Raw genomic sequence first — 1,140 nt, forward strand, 5'->3', positions numbered from 1 at the left:
TTCCTAGTGTCCTGAGTCGTTAATTCGTGTGCAGTATGCGGCGAGGGTGTCGAGGATGTCGTCGGCGGTCTTGGTCCAGATGAACGGCTTGGGGTTCTTGTTCCACTCGTTGATCCAGCCGCGGATGTCCCGTTCGAGTTCGACGACGCTGCGGTGGGCCGAGCGGCGGAGTTTGCGGGAGGTCAGCTCGGCGAACCAGCGCTCGACGAGGTTGAGCCAGGATGCCGAGGTGGGGGTGAAGTGCAGGTGGAAGCGAGGGTGTCGAAGCAGCCACTTCTTGACCGGCTCGGTCTTGTGGGTGGCGTAGTTGTCCAGGACCAGGTGGAGTTCGAGGTGCTTGGGGACGGTGGCGTCGATGACCTTCAAGAAGCGGAGGAACTCCTGGTGGCGGTGGCGGCGGTAGTGCTGGGCGATGACCGAGCCGGAGGCGATGTCCAGGGCGGCGAACAGGCTGGTCGTGCCGTGTCGGACGTAGTCGTGGGTCATCCTCGCCGGCGTGGTCGGTGCCATCGGCAGCACCGGTTGGGTCCGGTCCAGGGCCTGTATCTGCGATTTCTCGTCCACCGCCAGGACCAGGGCGTTCTCCGGCGGGGACAGGTAGATGCCCACCACGTCGCGGACCTTGGTCACGAACTGCGGGTCGGTCGACAGCTTCCAGGTCTCCACGATGTGGGGCTTGAGGCCGAACGCCCGCCAGATCCGCGAGACGGCCGACTGCGACATGCCCTCCGCCTCGGCCATCGAACGCGTCGACCAGTGCGAATCACCCGTCGGCGGCGTCTGGCCGAGCGTCCTGGCGACCAGGGCTTCGACCTGCTCGTCCGTGATCCTTCGCGGTGGCCCCGAGCGTGGCCGGTCCACCAGGCCCTCCAGTCGGTCCGCGGTGAACCGGGACCGCCACTTGCGCACTGTCTCCCGCGAGACACCCAGGTTGTCCGCGACCCGCGCGTTCGGCAGGCCCTCCGCACACGCCAGCACGATCCTCGACCGCAGCACCAGCGCCTGCGACGCCGTCTGCTTGCGCAACCAACCCCGCAGCACCCGGCGTTCGTGATCGGACAGTTCCAACGGCAACGGCTTCGGACCAGGCATTGCCCCACCCTATAACCGCAAGTGAACTACCGACTCAGGACACTAGGT

At 66.3% G+C, this 1,140-nt stretch carries 1 protein-coding gene; it reads right to left on the reverse strand.

Annotated elements, in window-relative coordinates; genetic code table 11:
- Positions 1–3: 3 nt before the first annotated feature.
- Entirely contained in the window at positions 4–1,092 is a 1,089-nt protein-coding gene (locus ABZ172_RS30050) for an IS630 family transposase (protein WP_356888515.1), read from the reverse strand.
- Between the last annotated feature and the right edge of the window lie 48 nt (positions 1,093–1,140).

Origin of the sequence: Streptomyces sp. NPDC006296 (assembly GCF_040613235.1) — a bacterium.
In the GTDB taxonomy this organism is placed as follows: Bacteria; Actinomycetota; Actinomycetes; order Streptomycetales; family Streptomycetaceae; genus Streptomyces.